This is a genomic window from Yoonia sp. GPGPB17, from assembly GCF_037892195.1.
Taxonomy (GTDB): domain Bacteria; phylum Pseudomonadota; class Alphaproteobacteria; order Rhodobacterales; family Rhodobacteraceae; genus Yoonia.
In genome coordinates, this window is record NZ_JATACI010000002.1 from 3,104,515 (window position 1) to 3,123,107 (window position 18,593).

The 18,593-nt window shown below is 56.0% G+C and carries 22 protein-coding genes and 3 pseudogenes; 11 read left to right on the forward strand and 14 right to left on the reverse strand.

Going from position 1 to position 18,593, the window contains the following annotated elements; genetic code table 11:
- Window positions 1-321: 321 nt before the first annotated feature.
- On the reverse strand, window positions 322-1,902 hold the full coding sequence (gene fliF / locus QTO30_RS16325) for a flagellar basal-body MS-ring/collar protein FliF (RefSeq protein WP_340425133.1): 1,581 nt from the start codon (window positions 1,900-1,902) through the stop codon (window positions 322-324).
- 121 nt (window positions 1,903-2,023) lie between these two features.
- Between fliF and QTO30_RS16330 the strand changes: the two genes are divergently transcribed.
- The 10 genes and pseudogenes from QTO30_RS16330 to QTO30_RS22150 all read left to right on the forward strand — a co-directional run bounded on the left by QTO30_RS16330 (window position 2,024) and on the right by QTO30_RS22150 (window position 11,063).
- Window positions 2,024-2,518: a flagellar basal body-associated FliL family protein gene (locus QTO30_RS16330; RefSeq protein ID WP_340425134.1), complete on the forward strand. Its 495-nt coding sequence runs from the start codon at window positions 2,024-2,026 to the stop codon at window positions 2,516-2,518.
- A gap of 14 nt (window positions 2,519-2,532) precedes the next feature.
- Window positions 2,533-2,886 carry a hypothetical protein gene (locus tag QTO30_RS16335; protein WP_340425135.1) on the forward strand — a complete coding sequence of 118 codons (354 nt, stop codon included), beginning with the start codon at window positions 2,533-2,535 and terminating at the stop codon, window positions 2,884-2,886.
- On the forward strand, window positions 2,886-3,476 hold the full coding sequence (locus tag QTO30_RS16340; protein WP_340425136.1) for a MotE family protein: 591 nt from the start codon (window positions 2,886-2,888) through the stop codon (window positions 3,474-3,476). The genes QTO30_RS16335 and QTO30_RS16340 overlap by 1 nt, the downstream gene beginning before the upstream one ends.
- A 63-nt stretch (window positions 3,477-3,539) precedes the next feature.
- Entirely contained in the window at window positions 3,540-4,409 is an 870-nt protein-coding gene (gene motA / locus QTO30_RS16345; protein ID WP_340425137.1) for a flagellar motor stator protein MotA, read from the forward strand.
- Window positions 4,406-6,523, forward strand: a complete 2,118-nt coding sequence (locus QTO30_RS16350; RefSeq protein ID WP_340425138.1) for a hypothetical protein — start codon at window positions 4,406-4,408, stop codon at window positions 6,521-6,523. Before motA ends, QTO30_RS16350 begins: the two co-directional genes overlap by 4 nt.
- 81 nt (window positions 6,524-6,604) lie before the next feature.
- Window positions 6,605-6,733, forward strand: coding sequence for a hypothetical protein (locus QTO30_RS16355; RefSeq protein ID WP_340425139.1), 129 nt, complete (start codon window positions 6,605-6,607; stop codon window positions 6,731-6,733).
- Window positions 6,730-8,820 carry a flagellar biosynthesis protein FlhA gene (gene flhA, locus QTO30_RS16360; protein ID WP_340425140.1) on the forward strand — a complete coding sequence of 697 codons (2,091 nt, stop codon included), beginning with the start codon at window positions 6,730-6,732 and terminating at the stop codon, window positions 8,818-8,820. The genes QTO30_RS16355 and flhA overlap by 4 nt, the downstream gene beginning before the upstream one ends.
- 83 nt (window positions 8,821-8,903) lie before the next feature.
- Window positions 8,904-9,568: pseudogene (locus tag QTO30_RS16365) on the forward strand (flagellar biosynthetic protein FliR).
- Between the two features lie 30 nt (window positions 9,569-9,598).
- A pseudogene (locus tag QTO30_RS16370) lies at window positions 9,599-10,680 on the forward strand (EscU/YscU/HrcU family type III secretion system export apparatus switch protein).
- Window positions 10,681-10,694: 14 nt separating this feature from the next.
- Window positions 10,695-11,063: a hypothetical protein gene (locus QTO30_RS22150; RefSeq protein WP_445327161.1), complete on the forward strand. Its 369-nt coding sequence runs from the start codon at window positions 10,695-10,697 to the stop codon at window positions 11,061-11,063.
- Here the strand turns inward: QTO30_RS22150 and QTO30_RS16375 are convergent.
- From QTO30_RS16375 to QTO30_RS16420, 10 genes are read right to left on the reverse strand one after another with little or no spacing between them, the layout of a single operon-like run.
- On the reverse strand, window positions 11,051-11,554 hold the full coding sequence (locus QTO30_RS16375) for a flagellar basal body-associated protein FliL (protein ID WP_340425142.1): 504 nt from the start codon (window positions 11,552-11,554) through the stop codon (window positions 11,051-11,053). The two genes, QTO30_RS22150 and QTO30_RS16375, sit on opposite strands and share 13 nt — an antisense overlap.
- 18 nt (window positions 11,555-11,572) lie before the next feature.
- Window positions 11,573-12,307, reverse strand: coding sequence for a flagellar basal body L-ring protein FlgH (flgH, locus tag QTO30_RS16380; RefSeq protein WP_340425143.1), 735 nt, complete (start codon window positions 12,305-12,307; stop codon window positions 11,573-11,575).
- Complete coding sequence (gene flgA, locus QTO30_RS16385) at window positions 12,294-12,494, reverse strand: flagellar basal body P-ring formation chaperone FlgA (protein ID WP_340425144.1); 201 nt, start codon at window positions 12,492-12,494, stop codon at window positions 12,294-12,296. The genes flgH and flgA overlap by 14 nt, the downstream gene beginning before the upstream one ends.
- Window positions 12,469-12,711 carry an SAF domain-containing protein gene (locus QTO30_RS16390; RefSeq protein WP_340425145.1) on the reverse strand — a complete coding sequence of 81 codons (243 nt, stop codon included), beginning with the start codon at window positions 12,709-12,711 and terminating at the stop codon, window positions 12,469-12,471. Before QTO30_RS16390 ends, flgA begins: the two co-directional genes overlap by 26 nt.
- Entirely contained in the window at window positions 12,708-13,493 is a 786-nt protein-coding gene (gene flgG / locus QTO30_RS16395; protein WP_340425146.1) for a flagellar basal-body rod protein FlgG, read from the reverse strand. Before flgG ends, QTO30_RS16390 begins: the two co-directional genes overlap by 4 nt.
- Window positions 13,494-13,505: 12 nt before the next feature.
- Complete coding sequence (locus tag QTO30_RS16400) at window positions 13,506-14,222, reverse strand: flagellar hook-basal body complex protein (RefSeq protein WP_340425147.1); 717 nt, start codon at window positions 14,220-14,222, stop codon at window positions 13,506-13,508.
- On the reverse strand, window positions 14,222-14,491 hold the full coding sequence (locus QTO30_RS16405) for a flagellar biosynthetic protein FliQ (protein WP_340425148.1): 270 nt from the start codon (window positions 14,489-14,491) through the stop codon (window positions 14,222-14,224). Before QTO30_RS16405 ends, QTO30_RS16400 begins: the two co-directional genes overlap by 1 nt.
- Window positions 14,491-14,772 (reverse strand): flagellar hook-basal body complex protein FliE, encoded by a 282-nt coding sequence (fliE, locus tag QTO30_RS16410; protein WP_340425149.1) that lies wholly within the window; start codon window positions 14,770-14,772, stop codon window positions 14,491-14,493. Before fliE ends, QTO30_RS16405 begins: the two co-directional genes overlap by 1 nt.
- A 12-nt stretch (window positions 14,773-14,784) precedes the next feature.
- Window positions 14,785-15,177, reverse strand: a complete 393-nt coding sequence (flgC, locus tag QTO30_RS16415; RefSeq protein WP_340425150.1) for a flagellar basal body rod protein FlgC — start codon at window positions 15,175-15,177, stop codon at window positions 14,785-14,787.
- Window positions 15,178-15,185: 8 nt separating this feature from the next.
- Window positions 15,186-15,572 (reverse strand): FlgB family protein, encoded by a 387-nt coding sequence (locus tag QTO30_RS16420; RefSeq protein WP_340425151.1) that lies wholly within the window; start codon window positions 15,570-15,572, stop codon window positions 15,186-15,188.
- An 86-nt stretch (window positions 15,573-15,658) separates the two neighbouring features.
- On the opposite strand from QTO30_RS16420, the pseudogene QTO30_RS16425 reads away from it, so the two are divergent.
- Window positions 15,659-17,001 (forward strand): annotated as a pseudogene (locus QTO30_RS16425) (FliI/YscN family ATPase).
- Here QTO30_RS16425 and QTO30_RS16430 read toward each other — a convergent pair.
- From QTO30_RS16430 to flaF, 3 genes are read right to left on the reverse strand one after another with little or no spacing between them, the layout of a single operon-like run.
- The gene (locus QTO30_RS16430) at window positions 16,998-17,804 is read right to left on the reverse strand and encodes a DUF1217 domain-containing protein (protein WP_340425152.1); all 807 of its coding nucleotides are present in this window, start codon (window positions 17,802-17,804) and stop codon (window positions 16,998-17,000) included. The pseudogene QTO30_RS16425 and the gene QTO30_RS16430 sit on opposite strands and share 4 nt — an antisense overlap.
- Window positions 17,801-18,205, reverse strand: coding sequence for a flagellar biosynthesis repressor FlbT (gene flbT, locus QTO30_RS16435; RefSeq protein WP_340425153.1), 405 nt, complete (start codon window positions 18,203-18,205; stop codon window positions 17,801-17,803). The genes QTO30_RS16430 and flbT overlap by 4 nt, the downstream gene beginning before the upstream one ends.
- Window positions 18,205-18,579 (reverse strand): flagellar biosynthesis regulator FlaF, encoded by a 375-nt coding sequence (gene flaF / locus QTO30_RS16440; protein ID WP_340425154.1) that lies wholly within the window; start codon window positions 18,577-18,579, stop codon window positions 18,205-18,207. Before flaF ends, flbT begins: the two co-directional genes overlap by 1 nt.
- Window positions 18,580-18,593: the final 14 nt, after the last annotated feature.

Sequence of the window (18,593 nt, forward strand, 5' to 3'; positions counted from 1 at the left end):
ATGTTCAGCAGCGGCATTTAGCAAAAGCGCGACGATTTGTTCCGCAAATCCGTCCGCGATGCATTGTGGAAAGACCTTATTGGCCAATGCCGAAAAGAGAGGGCCCATGGCATGCGTGATTTCACTGCGCGCTTCCTCGTATTTGAACTCGAGATCTGCGACACTTTGGACAAACTCATGCGCCAGTGTGGTTTGCGTGGCTTGTGCCTCGGCAAGGCCCGCTGCATGGCCTTCGACAAAACCTTGCGCAAACCCTGCGTCCGCCTTTTCAGCCAGTTCGGGGTCACTTTCAAAGGACTCGAGTTTGACATTTGTCATCACTTAGGAGTTCGCCTTTGCTGCTGGTTCTTCAATCCAGTTTTGCAGGACCTGAATCGTCTCGGGTTCGCGGTCAGCGATGATGCGTTTCAGACGGGCGACAGGGTCATCTCCGCCGTCCATGCCCAGAAGGTCCGTGTCCATGAAATCGCCAAGTGCATTGTCGTCCATAGCCATCGCCATGGGCGGGCTGACATCAACAGGGTCGGCGTGTTCTTCAATACTGAGCGTTGCGCTTCCACCATTGCCAGACGTCAGGATAGGGCGCACGACGAAGAGCCCCAAAATTAATGCAACAGCAGCTAAAACGCCAATCTGGATCAGTTGCATCATGTCGAGTGGAAGCGTTGCGGTAGGTCCTGTGACAGCGGTGCCGATGGGTTCAAATGGCTCAAATGGCATAGATCGCAGTGTCAGCACATCGCCACGATCAGGATCCAGTCCAACGGCAGATGCCACCAGTTCTTCGAGTGCGGCCAGTTCGATTTCTGTTCTTGGTGTTGTTGTTGTGGTGCCATCAACTGCGGTTTCGACCAGATCATTCACCAATACGGCAACTGTCAGCCGCTTGATTGCACCAGGCGCTTTGGTCAATTGTCGTTCGGTCTGCGATACTTCGTAGTTTGTCAGCGTTCGGCTTTCACTATTTTCATTGCTGCTACTACCGTTTCCGGTACCGGCATCACCCTCGGGCAGGTTGGACGCGACGGTGATGTCGCCCCCCCGACTGTCGGTCGAGTTGCCAGAGCTTTCTGTCACGTCCGTGCTGATCGCAATGCGGCTGTCTGGGTCGACCCGCCGTTCGGTGATCATTTCGGTTTCAGTAACTTGATCAATCGAGACTTCGACCACGGCGTTGCCCATGCCGACGCGCGCCGCCAACAGACGTTCGGCCCGCTGTCGCAGGCTTTCGGCATGATTGTCTCCGTTCATACTGGTGCTGGCCGCGTCATTTTCGGACAGCAGCCCGCCCTCGTCATCAATGACAGCGACATCAGCGGGTGACAGCCCCGGTACTGCGGCACCGATCAGAAACTGCAACGCCTTGAGATGTTGGCTTGAAAGCGCCGCACTGGTTGTTGTGACCGTGACTGCAGCGGTTTGCGTCTGTTCGGGTTGGAAGGGGCGTTGTGATGGGGTCGAGATATGCACTCTGGCGGCACGAATATGCGGGCTGGCGACAATGGTGCGTGCAAGCTCCCCCTCCTTGGCGCGCCAATAAGCGGCGTCAAACATCTGCGCGGTGGTGCTGAAACCCGACAGCGAATCAAGTAACTCATACCCCTGACGACCCGTCGTAAGCAGGCCTTGGCCCGCAAGAGCCATGCGCAACCCATCGCGCTGCGCTGTTGGTACGTAGATTGCGTTGCCCCGCACTTCATAGGCGACGCCCTGTTGATCCAAGGCTGTCACCACGTCGCCCGCTGCCCGCGCTTCGAGCCCACCAAAAAGGAGCGACATATCCTTCGTTCCGGCCCCGCGCGCCATCAGGAGGATGGCCACAAACACAACGCCCGTCACGACAGCCACTGCAATCCGCCGTTGCATGCTTAGCGCCGCCCAGGTCTTGCCAAAGTTTTCCAAGTTGGGTTCTCCATCCGATAGGCGTTCTGCCTGATGTTCTCTGTTTGACCCATGAGGCTTAACAATCGGTTAGGGCTTTTTGGTTTATTTACTAAAAAACGGAATCCATCGGAGAGCCCTCATGACCGCAGATGCTGACGTTGAAGACGCCGCGCCGCGCAGAACATCCAAGCTACCTTTTTTGCTAGGCTTGGTTCTTGCCATTGTCGGCGGGGGTGGGGGCTTTTTTGCTGTGCAATCCGGGTTTCTGAGTGGGTCGGATGTGACTGAGGCTGCAGAAACAAAGGACGAAGCGCTATCAACGGACAAGGAACTGGACGTTACTTTTGTGGCTATTGATCCACTTGTGATTTCATTGCCAGGGCAGGGTGGCCGTGACCATCTACGTTTTGCAGCCCAGCTTGAGGTGCCGCCTTCTTATGCTGCCGAGGTCGAGGCGATCAGACCGCGCATTGTTGATGTGCTCAACGGATATCTGCGCGCTGTCGACATAGCCTCGCTCGAAGATCCCGCGACCCTGCCGCGCCTGCGTGCCCAGATGTTGCGGCGTATTCAAGTTGTTACAGGTCCCGGACGTGTCGAGGATGTTCTGATCATGGAATTCGTACTGAGCTAGAAAGGCGCCTTTTTATGTCAATGATCGCAGATATTCTTTTGGCTGCAGGCGCGTTGGGTGCAGCGCTCTATTGCTATGTGTTGTCCCGGCGCTTGCGGCGCTTTACGGATCTGGAAAAAGGGGTTGGGGGCGCGGTTGCGGTCTTGTCGGTTCAGGTGGACGAGTTGACCGAAATTCTGACAAAGGCGCAGGCTTCTGCCAAAGAATCTGTCACGCAGTTGGACGCAGTAAGCGCGCGTGCCGAGGTCGCACATAAAAAGCTCGAACTGTCGATGGCATCGATGCATGACGTGCCAGAACCAGTTGCACCAAGCGTTGCAGCAAGCCCTTTCTTTGTGCGGCGCAGCGCCGATGTCGAAGCCAAGTAATGCCCAAAAAAACCAACAAAAAACGTGGGTTTGGCGCGCTGCATGTGATTACTAGCTTATTGATCGCGTCGGCCGTTTTGCGCTTCGCAATCGAAGTCGCACCGGCAATGGCCAATGAGTCCTCTGAAGATGTTCCGGAACCGCCCGCCAACCCGGTTGTGACCAGTGAAACACAGACCCTGCTGGCGGCCCTTCAAGCGCGCGAACAAAGACTCACCGAACGGGAGGTACAGATGCAAAACAGAATGCAGGCTTTGCGCAGCGCTGAAGAGCAAATTGAAGAAAAACTGGCAGCACTTTTACAGGCCGAAACCGCGTTGAGCGCGACGATCGCCCGTGCAGATACAGCGGCCGAGACGGATCTGGCGCAGCTGACAACTGTCTATGAAAACATGAAACCAAAAGAGGCGGCAGATCTGTTTGCGCAAATGCCCCCACAGTTCGCTGCTGGGTTTCTGGGGTTGATGCGCCCGGATGCGGCAGCATCAATCATGACAGAGCTGGACCCCGAAATAGCCTACTCTTTCAGCGTCGTCCTTGCTGGCCGCAACGCGAATGTGCCAACCGATCCGCCGCTGATAAATCCTTAATCCATTCACCTTACAAAAGATTCGCAAACCCTAGGACAACGACACTGTAAGGAAGCTCGCCACATGATCGGTCTGATTGGTATTGTCGTGGTGTTTGTAACCGTCTTTGGCGGTTACCTGCTTGCAGGCGGCAAAATGGGGATCATCCTGAAGTCACTGCCGTTTGAAATGCTCATGATCTGCGGGGCGGCAATTGGGGCCTTTGTAATCAGCAATGATGGCTCTGCCATCAAGCATACGGTGAAAGATCTGGGCAAGGTTGTGAAAGGCCCCAAGTGGAAGGCCGAGGACTATCGCGATCTTTTATGCATGTTGTTTGAACTGCTGCGTGTTGCAAAGACCAACCCGGTCGCGCTTGAAAGCCATATTGAGGCACCTGACACGTCGACGATTTTTGGCAAGTACCCGAAAATCCTTGATGACGGTGAAGCAATTGCATTGATCTGCGACACGCTGCGGTCAGCCTCAATGAACTATGACGATCCGCATCAGGTTGAAGAGATTTTAGAGAAACGGATCGAAGCGACCTTGCATCACAAAATGCACTCGACACATGCATTGCAAACCGTCGCTGATGGCTTGCCTGCCTTGGGTATTGTTGCGGCGGTACTGGGCGTGATCAAGACAATGGCATCGATTGACCAACCACCGGAGGTTTTGGGCAAGTTGATTGGCGGTGCCCTTGTTGGGACATTTCTCGGGGTGTTTCTGGCCTATGGTTTCGTTGGGCCTTTCTCCGTCAAAGTGAAGGCCGTTGTTGAAGAGGATGCGCATTTTCATCAACTCATTCGCGAGGTTCTGGTTGCCAATCTTTATGCGCATGCACCTAACATCTGCGTTGAAGTCGGCCGACAGAATATGCCCGGCCACTATCGTCCCAGTTTTGCGGATATGGAAGATGCGCTGAAAGCCACCAAGCAGGATGCCGCATGAAGTACGTTCTTTTACTTTGCATCCTCACTGTCTTTCCCGCTCTGGTGCAAGCTAATCCGCTGCGCATACAAACGGGTGAGCATGCGACATTTACAAGGGTCGTGATCGGCGTTCCGCGCGGCATTGATTGGCAGTTGGGGCGGGCGCCGGACGGATATGTGCTGCGCTTGCCAACACAAGATGGATATATCTTGGATCAGTTCTTTGAACTGATCCCGCGTGACCGCATCACGGCTGTGTCGCAATCCCCCGAAAGAGGGGAGCTGCGCCTGAGCGTCGATTGCATGTGCCATGCCCGGGCGACGATCTATCAATCCGACTATCTGGTGATCGACATTCGCGACGGCCCCGCCCCACGCATTTCACCTTTCGAACTTACCTTGCCTCAAAGTGCGCCGGAAAAACCGGACATAGAGATGCCGCAAGCCACAGAAAGATCGTTCGAGATCTCACGCAATCCGGTGTTGCCTTTGATTACACCTCGCTACGGTGGCGAAAGCCCACCCGATGTTGCAGAGCAATCCGCTACGGAGTCGGCTGCCGAGCCTGTACAAGAGTTTGACGGCGCGCTCGAACAAGAGCCGGTGCCAGATAACGATGCCGCCTTGCAAATGATTGCTCAGGCGCTGGGCGAAAGCCTTGGGCGAGGGTTGTCGGATGGCCTTTTGCAAGAAGATCTGCCATCCAGCAAGGGCGACGCGGCACGCGCTGCATCGGACAATGGAATGGCCCTTGCTGACAATGCACCGCTTCCTGGTCTGAATGCACGAACAAGTATCGATACACGGGCCGTGACCGGTACGGCGCCGAAACCGCAAACGCAGATCGGTCAGATTTGTTTGCCCGATAGTGATTTTGACGTGGCTTCATGGGGAGATGATAGTCCACCGCATGTACAGCTGCGCAAGGCGCGTGCTGCATTGGTGACGCCAACTGACCAGCTAGAGGAAGGTGCCGTGCGCAAGCTGGCCCAGCTCTATGTCTATTTTGGCTTTGGTCACGAGGCGCGACAAGTGCTTGATTTGGAAGGCACACAATCGCGCGATCGCATACATTTGAGGGCTATTGCGCGCATCATAGACGGGGAGCCCGTCGCGCAAGACCTGTTTGCTGGCCAGGTTAGTTGTTCATCTCAAGTGGCACTTTGGGCTCTGTTGGCGCAGCCGCAGGCACCGGTGGACGCACAGGTTGACCGCACGGCGGTGATCACGGCGTATCGGGCCCTGCCAACCTATGTACAAGAGCCGATTGCAGCGCGACTAGCCGAGACGCTTATATCCCTTGGGGCGGAGGATGAAGCGATGCAAGTCCTTGGCCGACAATCGGCCGCCACAGGGGAAGATGTGGCATTGGCGCTGGCAGACGCCGCTTTGTTTGACGCGCTGGGTGAAGAGAGTGAAGCCGTTGAAAAGGTGACAGATCTTGCACGAAATGATCGGCGTACGAATCCGGAGGCTATGACGCGTTTTTTCAAAGAGGGAACTGCAAGCGGGGTCGCATTCTCGGACGCGGATTTCTTGTTGGCGGATGCCCTGCGCTTCGAGCTTGCTGACGCGCCCACAACCGAACAGCTCGCGGATGCGCAATTTGACGCTTATCTTTCGGTTGATCGATTTGAGGATGCAAGGGACCTGTTGCAAACGCGTGTGGGCGACGTGTCACCCGATGATTGGGCCACATATCGAGCACGTCTCTTTCAGAAGGCTGCACAAAGGCAGACAGATGCTGCTTTTCTGGAATTTGTCTGGCCCGAGGATATGGCGCAGGATGATACCGAGACACAGAACGCCGTGGGCGCGCGCCTGATTGCGTTGAGATTTCCGGCTCAAGCGTTGGTTGTGATGACAAATGACACTGCCGGATTGCTGGGATTGCAGCAAGAGAGCTTGCGTGAGCAAGCCATGCGTCAAGTGTTGGAACAACGGCCTGTGCTTGATCCTGATTTGAACACAGAGGCCGAAGTTGCTACGGCAAATTCGCCACCACCATCCGATGTTCTTTTGGCGGGCAATCCGACATTGCGGACCAGTCGGGCGTTGGTTGAAAGTGCGGAACAATCACGCGAAACGATCCGTGCATTGCTACAAACTGTCCCGGCCCCAGCCGATTTTTGAGCGGCGCTTACTTTTTCTAAAGCAATTCAAAATACGACAGAAATCTAGGGGCCTGTATAAGGCCAAACCGGGACAGGCAGAATGCCAGACATGCAAAAGCATGATGATGTGAACAAATACATGAACCGCGCGCGCGGCTTTGCCATCCTATTCGTGCTGGCCTTGGGCTGTGCCATGTCCGCTACACTTCCTGGTGGTGCGCTAAGATGACTGGTTTCTCGTTACGCGGCATCTTTCAACCGACCATTCTGCTGGCCGTGGCATTGATGGCTGTCATCGTGATGATGATTTTGCCGATGCCTGCATGGGTTCTCGACATCGGGTTGGCAGCGTCATTTGCTCTCGCGATCCTGATGTTCACCGTAACACTTTTCATTGACCGGCCATTAGATTTTTCGGCCTTTCCGACCGTCCTGCTGGCTTCATTGGTCTTGCGTCTTTCGCTGAACGTGTCATCCACAAAACTGATTATTGGCGAAGGGCATACTGGCACCAGCGCGGCAGGCGAAGTGATCGAAGGATTTGCAATGTTTGTTATGGGTGGCAGTGTCATCCTAGGTCTGGTCATCTTTTGTGTTCTGCTGATCGTCAACTTTGTCGTGATCAATAAAGGCGCGACCCGCATGGCAGAAGTCGGCGCACGGTTTGCATTGGATGCGATGCCCGGCAAGCAGTTGGCCATTGACAGCGACGTTGCGGCGGGCGCAATCGACCATCAGGAAGCGAAGGAAAGGCGTGAACGTGAACAGGCCGAAACGACGTTCTTCGGCTCGCTTGATGGCGCTTCGAAGTTCGTCAAAGGGGATGCGATTGCAGGGCTGTTGATTACAGCGTTGAACCTGATCATGGGGCTTTTGATCGGGATCATGGTGCATGATATGCCGATCGGCCATGCATTCGAAACATATGCTATTTTGACCGTAGGTGATGGATTAGTTTCGCAAATACCTGCTGTTGTTATATCGGTGGCGTCTGCATTACTTCTGGCGCGGGGTGGTGCGACAGGTGCGACGGATATCGCATTGGTTGCCCAATTGGGTCGGCACCCATCGGCACTAGCCACAGTTGCCATCTTGATGGGGCTCTTGGCGCTGGTGCCGGGCCTGCCGTTCCTGCCGTTCATTGTAGGCGCCGTGGCACTGGGTGGTTGTGCTGTTGTTATGGCGCGCGCCGCGCGCGTTCCGGATGAGCCGCCACCGGAATCCGAAACAACAACGGAGATTACGTCACCGCAAAATGCAATGGGCGATATGCTCGATCTGGATGATATCCACGTAGAATTCGCGCCAGATTTAGTCGATATGGTGCTTGATCCAGGGACCGGGCTTGACGCGCGGATTGCGAATATGCGCAATCATGTCGCGACAGATTATGGTGTGATGCTGCCAGAAATCAGACTGACAGATAACCCTGCCTTGCCGCCTGGCTACTATGTCGTGCATGTGCAGGGGGTCGAACAAGTGCGTGACCGGCTGCAGCCGGATCTGATTTTGGCACTGATGAACGAAAACGATGCTGATGACCTCGCTGGTGAGTTGGTGAACGAACCGGTTTATGGCGCGCCAGCCCGATGGATTGCGCCCACTGATCAGGAGCAGGCGGCGATTGCAGGCCTTACGACCGTGCAGCTTACCGAAGTATTGGCCACGCATTTGCTTGAAATCGTGAAGCGCAACTTTGCCCGTCTTCTGACATTCAAAGCTCTGCGCAGGCGACTTGATGAAATGACCCGATTGAGCGATCAGGACCGTGCCGATGCAAACCGGCGGATGCTGGATGAACTGGTGCCTGACAAAGTGCCGGTTGACGTCCTTTTGTCGGTCCTGCGTCTATTGCTGGAGGAACGGGTGTCGATCCGTAACCTTTCACTTATTATCGAGGCCGTGGCCGAGGGCCGTCAGCTGTATCAAAGTGCAGATGCGATCACCGAGCACGTGCGCCAACGTTTGGGGTTTCAATTGGTTGCCAAGATGCGCCGAGCAGATGGCACGATTCCGCTGATTCAACTTGCCCCGGAATGGGAAGACACTTTTGCCACCTATGAGATTCGGACCGACCGCGGAGGCGGTGATGTCGCCTTGCCACCCGATAGTTTCAATCAGCTTGCTGATGGCATTGCCGACAAACTGGGTCAGGCCGCCAACACTGGCGCTTATGCTGCAGTGGTCACATCTACGCGCCGCCGCCGTTTTTTGCGAACTGTAATGGCAGCCAAGGGCATCATGAACCCGGTCCTTTCATTTGAAGAAATCGGGATTGATGCCCGCCCCGCGCTGGTTGGATTGGTCCCCGCCTGATGGATCTGGTGATGGAACTGCTTCCCTATTCCCAGTCCGCGCTTTGGACGCTTTTTGCTGTCTTCACGCGGATCGGCGCCGTGATGGCCGTCTTGCCCGCCTTTGGTGATCAGCCGGTTCCCACGCGCGTGCGTTTGGTACTTGCGGTCATGTTCACTGTGATTGTCGCTCCTGCCGTCGCGCCCGATATCGAAACGGTGCCGACGTCCCTTTTAACCGGTTTCGGCATTCTCGCGATGGAGGCGTTGACAGGGTTGTTCTTTGGCATCTTCTTGCGGTTCTTCATCCTTGTGTTGCAAATTGCAGGTTCGATCGCGGCGCAGTCCACATCCCTGTCACAGATCTTTGGCGGGACAGCGGTCGTCGATCCGCAGCTGCGGCGATTGGCCATATGCTTGTCGTTTCAGGGACCGCGCTTGCGGCATTGGCGGGCCTGCATATTCAGGCGGCCAGCTATATGATCCATACTTACACATTGGTCCCTTTCGGTGCGGGGTTGCAGCGCGGGCTGGTGGCTGAAGTTGGGGTCGCAGAAGTTGGACGAACGTTCTGGTTTGGTTTCATGCTTGCAGCGCCTTTTCTGATTGCCTCTCTGATTTACAATGTGGTGTTGGGGGTCATTAACAGGGCGATGCCGCAACTGATGGTGTCTTTTGTTGGTGCGCTTAGCGCTAACGGCCGGTGGCCTTTTGCTGTTCTTTCTGACGGCACCGATCATGCTGGCGATCTGGTTGGCCGCCTTTTCTGATTTCATGGCGATGCCCTTTGGTGCCTGGCCATGAGCGAACAGGAAGAAGACAGCGATAAACAATATGAGCCAAGCCAGAAAAAGCTGGATGATGCGCGCAAAAAAGGCGAGATCGCACGATCTGCCGATCTGACCACAGCCGCTGCTTATGCGGGCATGCTGTTGGTGATGTTAACAATCGGCCCAGTCGCCCTGTTAGATCTTTCAGCGGCGTTGTCGGTCCTTTTGGAGCAATCCAATGACCTGTCTTCACTTGCTTTTGGCGGGGGTGGCACTGCGCTGCACGGAGGGATCTTGCGTTCGGTTGTCTGGGGCGTCGCGCCATGGTTCATCATTCCGGGCGCGCTTGCAATCGTCAGTGTGATACTGCAACGCGGGTTCTTGTTCACCGGCAGTAAACTTGTCCCCAAGCTTAACCGGGTGTCGCCGATATCTGGCGTGAAGAACAAGTTTGGACGGCAAGGCTTGTTTGAATTTGCCAAAAGCAGCACCAAGCTGACGATCTATTGCGTGATTTTGGGGGTCTTTCTGGTCGGCCAGATTGAGCGGATCATTGGCAGTATGCAATTGCCCCCGCGGTTGATCATCGCCGAATTGGGCCGCATGCTGTTGGCGTTGATGGGCATTGTCTTGCTGGTTGCATTGGTCCTGGGCAGCATTGATTTCCTGTGGCAACGCGCCGAACACATCCGTAAAAACCGGATGAGCCGCAAGGAAATGATGGATGAGCTGAAACAAGCTGAGGGTGACCCATTTATCAAACAACAACGGCGGCAGCGCGGGCATGACATTGCGACGAACAAGATGTTACTTGATGTACCGACGGCGGATGTGGTCATCGTGAACCCCACACATTATGCAATTGCGCTGAAATGGGACCGGTCGCAGGCCATGGCGCCCACTTGTGTTGCCAAAGGGGTTGATGAGGTTGCCGCGCGCATCCGCGAGATCGCAGCCGAGAGCGCGGTGCCTCTCCATTCTGACCCGCCAACCCGCGCGCGCTTCATGCTGAAGTGGCCTTGGGGCAGGAGATATCACAACATCATTACCGTGCGGTGGCAGCAGCGATTCGCTTTGCAGAAGAGATCCGCAAGAAAGCGATGCGACGATGAAAAGGATCCAGCGCTTGCAGCAACTGACCCATCTGCGCCTACAGGCAGACCAAGCCAGGCTTGCCGTTGTTCTGCGGAAAGAAACAGAGCTGCGGCAAACGCTTCAAGACCTGGCCCAAAAGCGCAGACAGCGCCTGAGCGCGCCACAGAACGGTGGCGATGCTGCATCTGTGGCAGGTGCAGACCTGAACTGGCAGCTTTGGATTGACCAGCGACACACGACAATCACGGCGGACTTGGCCAGAACGCTTGCTGAAAAAGTGGAGCTGACCGCCATGCTACGTCGGTCTTTTGGTCGGGATCAGGCGGCACGGCAGGTTCATAAAGTGTTTCAGCAATCGGAGCAGATGACCATTGCGCGCCGGGCGCATTACGAATCCTGACGTACCAGATCAATCACCAGAACGTCGGTTACCCGGCTGCCGCTGACGTCTTGTGCGACCCGCAACAGTTCATTGCGAAGCGCGCGCATTTTTGTACCAGTGGTAAAGTTCCCTGAGAAGCCACCATTGTTTGCATGATCGAACATGACCTGAAGAAAGCGATCACGCAGTTTTGGCTCTGCCGCAAAAATGGCCGTACGGCTGCCTACTGTGACCTCGAGGTTGAGCGACATGACAACAAGGGCTGACACCCGTTCATCCTCGATGACAGGGATGATAAACTGGTTGTTCAGTTTAGCGTATTCACGCTCTGGCGCGACTTCGATTGGGGCCGCCACGACCGTTGCATCCAATGCGGTATCAGGTGGCGGGCAATTATGTATGTCTTCGGCCACCTCCTCTGCCGGTTCAGGCATCAAAAACAGACCGGCACCAACCCCGGCACCTGTGTAAGCAAGCAACAGTATTACAGGGAGTAAAAGAGCTTTCATCACAGGGCCTGCTTTCGTCTAAAATGGAAAAACAGATTCAAGAACTTGGTGACCAAGCCGCGGTTGTTGCATGTTCGTGATCTGGCCGCGCCCACCATATGAAATCCGCGCCGAGGCGATCTTGTCATAGGTGATTTCGTTTTGACGTGTAATATCCTCTGGCCGGACGTAGCCGGTGACGATCAACTCGCGCAGCTCAAAGTTAACCCGCACTTCCTGTTGGCCAACGATGGCCAACACCCCATTGGGCAGCACATCCGTGATCGTTACGGCCACCCGCAGTGTCAGCCGTTCGTTGCGCCGTACCGAACCGTCGCCTGATGCGGAGCTTTGCGAATTGAGGTCCACAAGTGCGGCCGATGATGCACCATCGGGCAAGGCATTGTCGATGCGCTGCGGAATGCCAAACAACTGCGGGACGCCCGCCTGCTGCGATGCCGACCGTGATCTGTCGCTGGAATTCGAGATTTCCGCGCGGTCATCAATTTCGATAACGACGGTCATGATGTCGCCGCGCTGCATCGCGCGACGATCACCCAGCAACGATCCGCGTGCGCCGGTCCAGAGCGAAGCATGGGATGACGGCCCCAGCGCGCTGGCCGCAATTGGTGTTGGCATACTAGGGTTTAGCATCGCTGCCCGCTCCGTGTTTTGGGCTGGCGGTGAAAAGCGCGGAGGCGAGCCAATTTCGCGCACCCCGCACCCCGAGATGAGCATTAAGAACACTGCTGCAATTAGTTTACCTTTGTACATAGGCCACACCATCATTGCCGATTGTTGCAGAAACGGTGGTACGTGATCCGATGTTCATCACACGGATCGTATCGCCCGGCCCGGCCCGGCCTAGCGCACGCCCATCGGTGGAAATGATCAGCCCATTCTTTTCAAAAAGCAGCGGAACGATCTGGTTGCGTTCAACTACTGTAAGGCCGGGCAACATCGCCGGGTCGAATAGGGCGCCCGGCAAATAGGGCGACGCGTGCCTCCATGCCGATGATATTCCGTGCAGCTTCGATTGCTGCTGCTGTTGCCTCACCTTCTATGATGACATCATCGACCGTAATCACCGATTGTGCCCGTATCGTTCGGGCTGCGACAACTGTCTCAGCGGCCGCCGGAGATACAGCCAGCAGGAGGGCAAGCAGCAAACGCATCATCGCAGCTGCACCATCGCGCTTAGCATCTGGTCTGCGGCAGTAATCACCTTGGAGTTCAATTCATACCCGCGCTGCGCCTCGATCAGGTCGGTCACTTCGCGAACCGGATCGACCGAGCTGTCTTCAAGATAGCCTTGCCGCAAAACGCCTAATCCGTCCTCCCCCGGTGTGCTGACGACGGATGGGCCAGAGGCCGGTGTTTCCAAAAACAGGTTTGATCCAATCGCCTCCAACCCCTTGGGGTTTGTGAATCCAGCCAAGCTGAATTGCCCCAGAAGTTGCGGTTCGATTTGATCAATGAAATAGCCGTAAACCTCGCCTTCGGCATTGATCGATAGTGATCGCGTATCGCGTGGGATTGTCAGGTCAGGCACAACAGGATAGCCATCTGATGTCACAATCAGACCATCGCCTGTCAGCTTGAGCGCCCCATCACGGGTATAGGCCGACGCTCCCGATGGCAGTGTCACCTCAAGATAGCCATCCCCCTCAATCGCGAGGTCCAGATCGCCGCCGGTAGCCCCCAGTGACCCTTGGCTCAGCATCACTGAAACGGCACTGGGCCGGACGCCCAATCCTAGCTGAATCCCCGTCGGCAAAACCGTACCATCTGAGGCATTGATCGTGCCGGGTCGCACCATCTGTTGATAGTGTAGGTCAGCAAATTCTGCGCGCCGGGCATTGTATCCGGTCGTGTTCATATTCGCGAGGTTGTTGGAAATCACCTCGACCCGCATTTGTTGGGCGGTCATCCCGGCCGCCGCGATCTTGAGTGCGCGCATGTGTCGTCTCCTTTATGTGCGGATAGCTTGGATGACACTGCGAATGCGCTCATCCTCTTTGTCTAAAAAACTTTGACCCAGTTCATAGGCGCGCTGCACCTCGATCATGCGGCCGATTTGCAGGATCGGGTTCACATTTGATCCTTCCAAAAACCCTTGCAGCATGCGCCCGTCGGGTGCCGCTTCAAAACCACCACGGGCGTCAAACATCACGCCGCCTTCGCGGACCATTTGTAGTGGGTCGGTGGGCACAACCAGACCAACTTGGCCAATTGGTTGTCCACCTGCGCTGATTGTGCCATCGGGTCCGATCCCGATCTGGCCCAACCCTTGGGGTACAAAAACCGGCGCCCCGCCGGCGTCCAGTACAGTGTGCCCATCAGCCGTCACGAGATCACCATTCTCATTGGGGCCAAAGGCGCCCGCGCGGGTCAGCCGTGGGCCACCTGGTGTGTCAATCAAGAAAAACCCGTCGCCTTCAATTGCCAGATCAAAGGTGCCGCCGGTTTGTGCCAGCGCGCCTTGAGTCATCACCGTATTGCGTACATTCGCCGTGGCCATCGACAGCGAAGGTGCGTCCGGCCCTACTGCCTTGACGTGTTCGGCGAATAAAACGCCTTCCGCCCGAAAGCCAGTGGTTGAGGCATTGGCAATGTTGTTTGCCAAGGTTTGCATTTCGCTCAACAAACCTGACTGCCGGGTCAGGGCGGTATAGGATGCGTTGTCCATCAGGCCCCTCCGGCAATGATGGGAACCAATACGCCCTGAAACAAGGCGACCAGTTTCTCTGACATAAAGGCCATCGTGATCCAGAACACGGCGATGATCGCCGCCAGTTTTGGCACAAAGGTCAACGTCATTTCCTGAATCGATGTCAGTGCCTGAAACAGGCCCACCAGCAGGCCGGATGCCAGCGCCACCGACAAAATCGGGATTGAGATCACAAAGGCGACCCAAAGTCCCTGTCGCAAAGTGTCATAGAACACTGCTTCGGTCATCAGACGGGCATCCGTAGAATTTCTTGATACGCCTCGACCACCCGGTCCCGGACAGTGACCGCTGTCTGCACGGCAAGCTCTGTCTGGGCCAATGCCTCTACCAATGCGTGCGGGTCAGCCCCGCTTGTCATTGCTTGCATTGCTGTGTTTTCGCTGGTTTGCAGCGTCGCAGCAAAACTGTCGGCAGCTGCTCTGAATGCGTTGCCGCCGCCGTCTGCTTCGGGTGCGGTGGCTGCCTTGCTGGCGGTGTAACTCTGGGCGACAAGTGCACTGATATCCATGGTTTGTGGTCCTTATTTGCGTAGTAGATCCATGAGCGCGGACGACATCTGCCGCACCTGATCAAACATTTTGAGGTTGGCTTCATAACTGCGCTGCGCTTCGCGGGCGTCCGCGATCTCGATCAACAGGTTGACGTTGGATCCGTCGTAGTGGCCAGTATCATCGGCCAACGGGTGAGAGGGATCGTAGATACGCTTGAGTTCGGTCTGATCCAGCCGTAACTGGCCCGTTTCCACTGCCCCGGTTGTCCGGCCTTGTGTCACCATTTCTTCAAAGGTGATCGCCTTGCGCCGGTACCCCGGTGTATCTGTATTGGCTATGTTTTCCGAGACATGGCGCAGCCTGCTAGCTTGTGCTTTCATCCCGCTGGTTGCCACTGAAATGGCGTCGCTAAAGTCAGTCATGGTGCCCCCTAACCCCTGCCAAGGCTGGTCCGCAGCACCGTCATTGCATGCCGGTAGACCGTAAGCGCGCGGCTATGTTCGCGGGCCACTTCGACGCTGTGCAGCATTTCGTCCTCAAGCGAGACCGTATTGCCATTTGGGGACGGGTTTCCCACCGGTGATTGCTGTAGTTGAGTTTGTAGCGGGGTATCGCCGCCGCTGATATGGCCAGGGCGTGTGGCGCGCATGTTTATCGCGCTGCTTTCATGGTAGACATCTCTGAATGGCGCGATCGCCTGGGCCTGAAAGCCTGGCGTGTCTGCATTTGCAATGTTGCGCGCGACCACCGCTTGTCTGGCACCGGCGTGTCGCGCCATTGCGCCAGCCGTTTGGAATAAATCCAAAGAATTATACATCGGGGATTCTCCCTCGGTTGCTCTCAACGAAGGATTAAGGGTGATTCCTTAAAAAGAAGTGTGTGGCATTTAAATGGATCCCGTGAATGCAAGAAAACCTTCTTGAGCAGATGCGCCGTGCGGTGGATGAACTGACGTATATTCACACCGCGGGGCATGTGATTGGGGTGTCAGCCGGGACGATCCATGCGACCTGTATTCAGGGTGAGACGCGGGTGGGTGATCGGGCTACCTTGCATACGGCGATGGGCGAACGCTTGGCAGAGGTGGTAAAACTCGATCAGGCTGGCGCTTACTTGCTGATTGATGGCGCAACGGATGGAGTGTCAATCAATGATCCCGTAGCGTTCAAACGGGCGCCCTGTTTTGCACCACATGCGGGTTGGATCGGACGGGTGATTGACCCTGATGGCAGACCGTTGGATGGCAAACCTATCTTACCAGGCACACAAGAAGGCGACCTGAATGCGCAGCCGCCATCCTCGCATGAAAGGCGGGGGTTGGGTACGCGACTGGAGACAGGTTTGGCCGTGTTCAACACCTTGTTGCCCTTAGTGCACGGTCAGCGCGTGGGGCTTTTTGCGGGGTCCGGGGTTGGCAAATCAACTTTGCTCGCCGATTTGGCGCGCGGGGTGCAAGCCGATGTTATCGTTATTGCTTTGGTCGGCGAACGGGGCCGCGAAGTAGGACATTTCGTGCAGGATGTATTGGGTCCTGAAGGCATGTCTAGGGCTGTCGTTGTTGCGGCGACCTCTGACACCGGGCCGCAGGTCCGCCGCCGTTGCGCATTGTCGGCCATGGCTGTGGCGGAATCATTTCGTGATGCCGGGCTGCATGTCCTGCTTTTGATCGATTCGGTTACCCGTTTTTGTGAGGCCCATCGCGAACTTGCGGTGGCCAGCGGCGAAAGCGCGAACCTGCGCGGTTACCCTGCATCAACTGGGCCCGCGATCGCGCGTTTATGCGAACGCGCCGGGCCGGGGTAAGCGGTTCAGGCGATATCACTGCCGTCTTTTCGGTTCTGGTCGCGGGCTCTGACATGGACGAGCCGGTTGCGGACATGCTGCGCGGCGTATTGGACGGTCATATCGTGCTGGATCGCGAAATCGCTGAACGAGGGCGATTTCCGGCGGTCGACGTGGTGCGGTCGGTGTCACGTGCCTTGCCGGACGCAGCCAACGAAAAAGAAAATGAAATCATCTCCAAAGCACGCAGTCTTTTGGGAACATATTCCCGGTCGGAAATGATGGTACAGGCAGGTCTCTATGTGGCGGGGTCGGACCCAACGCTGGATGCCGCGATCGCCGCACACCCTGCGCTTGAGGACTTTCTGACAATCAAGGACACGCGTGGCACAATGGCACATTTTGCGAAACTGCGGCAGGCAATCGCATCTTCGCCAATGCGGCAAGATGGAGCTGGCTTTTAGGGGAAGAGACGGGGTGTTGACTGCAAGAGCGTAAGGGCTGCCGCTGAGGAAGAGGTGGCAGCCAGATTGCCAGCCTCTGATCTGATCGTGAACAGACGGATGAGTTTCTCTTCTTGTTCCGGCGTTGCGATCTCTGCAATGTCATCGGTCCCGAAAACGGCCTGGGCTCGCTCCTGAAAGACCTCTCGCTGCTTGTCGATGTCGATGCCTGCAAGACTGCTTGGCAAGCCAAGGGCCGTTTGAAACACCTCGCGCAGTGGTGCATTGCCCATGATCGAGAACCATCTGCCATCATTGGTCGAATTGCGAGCAATTATGTCTGATATGCCTGCGTTCACGTTAAGTGCGAGGCGCAGGTCGTTGTTTTGCTCGCCAACAGCACGGGCGAACTGCTGGGTTTCATAGCGGTTAATGATTTCTGTTGGCAGGGTGCTAAGCACTGTTCGCGGTACCGGGCTGTCGCCAAATCCGAAGGCGCGGCTGAAATCGGCATAGCGATTGTCCGCCAGACGATTGGCAAGCGCATCTTGTGCTAATGTCCCATCCTCCAGAACCTTTTGGATGAATGCACGATTGTTGATGTCGTCATCCAGACCAAAAGCACCAAGTGCGACCGACAAAAGCTGTCGGTCATTGACCAGATCACTGGCGGTACGGATGTCGCCGATATTCTCGCGAAAGTAGTCTGTGGCCCGCTGAACAGGTGCGCTTTGCGAAAAAGCGGTTTGCTGGGCTTCGGCTGTGCGTTCGAGAAAGCGCCAACCAATATAGCCCTGAAAAGGGAGAACCGGTTCAAACGTCATTGCGAAGCCGTCCCAAGCAAGCGGGCCTCCCGCGGTAGCAGGTTACGCAATGCTTTGAGGGTGCGATAAAAGTCGCGTCGCGTCACTGCGTCTGTTGCACAATCAAGATGTGTGCGGCTGTCATCGTCACGCAGTGCCTGGCTCAGTTGTTCGATGCCGCGCAGAATTTGGTGTTTGGCGTCATCTTCAGCGACATCACCAGACAGGACCAACTGTGCAATATAGCAGACACGTCGAACTGGGGTGTTCACCTCGTCCGGGCGGATCGCGTCGCGCAGGCGCAGGATGTTTGCATTGGGTGTCAGGATCGATAAGCGACTGCGGCGATCGCCATTCTCGATAACGGCGCCGTTGACCAGCACGCGCTCTCTGGGGTTCAGTTTGAGGACAAGGCCAGACATCAGGAGGCATCCTGTCCGTTAAGACCCTTAAGCACAGCCATATTGATATCAATCAGCGCAGTTGGGGTGGCTTTGCCGCGAATAACTTGCTGGCTGTGATGATCTGTGAACTCAGCCAAGTAAAAAATCTGGGCACGCAGTTCCTTGGGTAGGGCGTTGCCCTTGTCTGCGACGTCGACTGCCATTGTCGTCCACATTCGGCGGTTATCGTGGATCGCGGCTACCAGTTTTGGAAAATCAGGGGTTGGCATCTTGCTGAGCCGCTGGAGACGCGATGTGATCTGCGTAATCAGTTGTGCTTCGACCGATCGGGTGGTGCGGACAGCAAATTGGGTCGGGGCATAGGCTTGCCTTGCTTGTTCAGTTACGTTCACGCGTAATCCTTTCC

Coding starts and splice junctions, on each gene's coding strand:
- QTO30_RS16330 (WP_340425134.1), top strand. CDS start 2,024: ATGACCGCAGATGCTGACGTTGAAGACGCCGCGCCGCGCAGAACATCC.
- QTO30_RS16335 (WP_340425135.1), top strand. CDS start 2,533: ATGTCAATGATCGCAGATATTCTTTTGGCTGCAGGCGCGTTGGGTGCA.
- QTO30_RS16340 (WP_340425136.1), top strand. CDS start 2,886: ATGCCCAAAAAAACCAACAAAAAACGTGGGTTTGGCGCGCTGCATGTG.
- motA (WP_340425137.1), top strand. CDS start 3,540: ATGATCGGTCTGATTGGTATTGTCGTGGTGTTTGTAACCGTCTTTGGC.
- QTO30_RS16350 (WP_340425138.1), top strand. CDS start 4,406: ATGAAGTACGTTCTTTTACTTTGCATCCTCACTGTCTTTCCCGCTCTG.
- QTO30_RS16355 (WP_340425139.1), top strand. CDS start 6,605: ATGCCAGACATGCAAAAGCATGATGATGTGAACAAATACATGAACCGC.
- flhA (WP_340425140.1), top strand. CDS start 6,730: ATGACTGGTTTCTCGTTACGCGGCATCTTTCAACCGACCATTCTGCTG.
- QTO30_RS16375 (WP_340425142.1), bottom strand. CDS start 11,554: ATGAAAGCTCTTTTACTCCCTGTAATACTGTTGCTTGCTTACACAGGT.
- flgH (WP_340425143.1), bottom strand. CDS start 12,307: ATGTACAAAGGTAAACTAATTGCAGCAGTGTTCTTAATGCTCATCTCG.
- flgA (WP_340425144.1), bottom strand. CDS start 12,494: ATGTTGCCCGGCCTTACAGTAGTTGAACGCAACCAGATCGTTCCGCTG.
- QTO30_RS16390 (WP_340425145.1), bottom strand. CDS start 12,711: ATGATGCGTTTGCTGCTTGCCCTCCTGCTGGCTGTATCTCCGGCGGCC.
- flgG (WP_340425146.1), bottom strand. CDS start 13,493: ATGCGCGCACTCAAGATCGCGGCGGCCGGGATGACCGCCCAACAAATG.
- QTO30_RS16400 (WP_340425147.1), bottom strand. CDS start 14,222: ATGGACAACGCATCCTATACCGCCCTGACCCGGCAGTCAGGTTTGTTG.
- QTO30_RS16405 (WP_340425148.1), bottom strand. CDS start 14,491: ATGACCGAAGCAGTGTTCTATGACACTTTGCGACAGGGACTTTGGGTC.
- fliE (WP_340425149.1), bottom strand. CDS start 14,772: ATGGATATCAGTGCACTTGTCGCCCAGAGTTACACCGCCAGCAAGGCA.
- flgC (WP_340425150.1), bottom strand. CDS start 15,177: ATGACTGACTTTAGCGACGCCATTTCAGTGGCAACCAGCGGGATGAAA.
- QTO30_RS16420 (WP_340425151.1), bottom strand. CDS start 15,572: ATGTATAATTCTTTGGATTTATTCCAAACGGCTGGCGCAATGGCGCGA.
- QTO30_RS16430 (WP_340425152.1), bottom strand. CDS start 17,804: ATGACGTTTGAACCGGTTCTCCCTTTTCAGGGCTATATTGGTTGGCGC.
- flbT (WP_340425153.1), bottom strand. CDS start 18,205: ATGTCTGGCCTTGTCCTCAAACTGAACCCCAGAGAGCGCGTGCTGGTC.